The following is a 1,978-nucleotide window of genomic DNA, read 5'->3' on the forward strand; positions in this document are numbered from 1 at the left end:
GGCTTCTGCAGGAGATCCTGAGCGGAGTCGATGTACAGGGAAAGGACGTGCTGGAGATCGCCTGCGGCAGAGGCGGCAACGTACGGGCACTCTGCAAAAGCTATGGGCCGCGCATCGTTGCGGGACTTGATTTGACGGAAGCGAATATCGCTTTCTGTCTGGCAAGCAACCGGTATGAACAGGCTTCCTTCTGCGTCGGCGACGCGGAGGAGCTGCCCATCCCTGACGCGTGCTGTGATATCGTGCTGAATATCGAATCCTCGGATCTCTATCCCCGGATCAACCGTTTCTATGATGAGGTATTCCGCGTGCTGAAGGCGGGAGGCGTGTTCGTATATGCGGATGATCTGGATGCGCTCAAGTTCGAGGAAGGCGAACGGTATTTGCTTGAGCTGGGTTTTGAAGTGTCGCTATCCCGCGATATCTCCGAGCAGGTTCTGCTGGCAAGCGATTTGGCCAGAGGCAGCCGTCTCGCGGCGCTAGGCGATACTCTCGGCAAGGAGGATGCCGTATGGAAGACGATGGGCGTTCCCGGAACCCCGATTTACGATGATATGCGTGCGGGAAAGCGCAGGTACAAAATTCTGCACCTGACGAAGAAGGCGTGAAGCGATGACGGCTCCCTATTTGACCATTACGGATACCAGCGTGTATATTCCTTCATTCCGGGCTCCTGTCGATCAGGTCATCCAGGAAATAAACGAAGACGGCGTTTCGTTCCGTTTAAGCGCAGCGGATTACAGAGACAGCGGCTTTGAGTATGTCCCTATCGAGCGGAATGAAAGCCTGGGGCAAATGATTTATGAGGCATGCGCTCCGGTCTTAAGCCGGGCAAGGCGGGATGGAATACGGCTTTCGGCTATTTTCTTTGCGTGTGTCACGAGCGCCGGAGTAGAGGCGCAGAGCTTGTTCTCCAGGCTGCTGCGCGAGTTTGACTATGATACAACGCCGGTTATTCAACTGGAGGAATACGGCTGCTCCACCATTCATTTGTCGCTTTATTTAACGAAGGCTTATTTCGCCGGTGAAGGCCGCAGCGGCGACGCTGTATTATTTGTTGCGGCGGATAAAGCGAACATTTCGCAGCACCGCAGCGATACCTATATGCTCTATGGGGATGCGGCCAGTGCTGCTCTATACCAAAAGTCTGCGGCCGAAGGCCACCAGACCCTATCTACCGGGCTCAAAGTGGACGGTTTGGTATACGATGATTGTCCCGAACGAGTTAAAATGTACTTTTCAACCTTTTACTTGGCCGTTCGTCAGGTTGCGAAGCAGGTGCTGCGGGAAGCGGGAATGAGTATGAACGAGATCCGCCTTATTTTTTGCTCAAATCTGGGTCTGAACACTTGGAGTACGCTTGCCCGGGCGATCGGCTGTCCTCTGGATAAATTTTATGCCGGGGCGCTTGGACATGCGGGACATCTTCATAATACGGACATTCTGCTAAACGTGAACGATGCGATCAGGAACGGTTCGTTGAACAAAGGCGACTTCTATTTGACGGTGACCGTAGGCTTCGGAGGCTATTACGGCTGTTCCTTGCACAAATATGAGTAACAGAGAATGAGGGTGGCAACAATTACGGTGAAGACGGAATTAACGTTTAATGTTCTTTATTCAGGCACAAGAGCGGACGGTGAAAATCAGTCATTGGTAGACATAGCCATCGCTCAAATGGAAGCGAATCGGCAATGGCTGACGGATATGGATGTACTGGTTCTTTGCCATCACGAGAATTCCCCCCACGCTGAGCATGTTTGTGCCAAAATAAGAAGAGAGCTAAATCTGCTTGACGTGCTGCCCCTGGCGCTCGGTCATTCCGGAAGCCAGGCGTTCTCCCATGCGCTTTCGCTGCTGGAATGGCTAATGTCCGGCGGGGAATATCGTAAGGCGTTATGCGTTCTGGCGGATGAACACTTTAACCAGAGCGGCCTATCGCTGCCGGCTCAAGAGAACCCGCTGTCCATTATCGAGA

3 protein-coding genes are annotated in these 1,978 nt (G+C 53.0%); all 3 read left to right on the forward strand.

Going from position 1 to position 1,978, the window contains the following annotated elements; translation table 11 throughout:
* A partial coding sequence (locus L691_RS28005) for a class I SAM-dependent methyltransferase (RefSeq protein WP_025689387.1) occupies positions 1-608 on the forward strand: 608 nt, incomplete at its 5' end.
* 4 nt (positions 609-612) lie between these two features.
* Positions 613-1,560 (forward strand): 3-oxoacyl-[acyl-carrier-protein] synthase III C-terminal domain-containing protein, encoded by a 948-nt coding sequence (locus L691_RS0105980; RefSeq protein WP_025689388.1) that lies wholly within the window; start codon positions 613-615, stop codon positions 1,558-1,560.
* Between the two features lie 6 nt (positions 1,561-1,566).
* On the forward strand, positions 1,567-1,978 hold a 412-nt coding region (locus tag L691_RS0105985), incomplete at its 3' end, for a hypothetical protein (RefSeq protein WP_025689390.1).

The sequence above is a fragment of the Paenibacillus zanthoxyli JH29 genome (assembly GCF_000520715.1).
Classification (GTDB): domain Bacteria; phylum Bacillota; class Bacilli; order Paenibacillales; family Paenibacillaceae; genus Paenibacillus_AQ; species Paenibacillus_AQ zanthoxyli.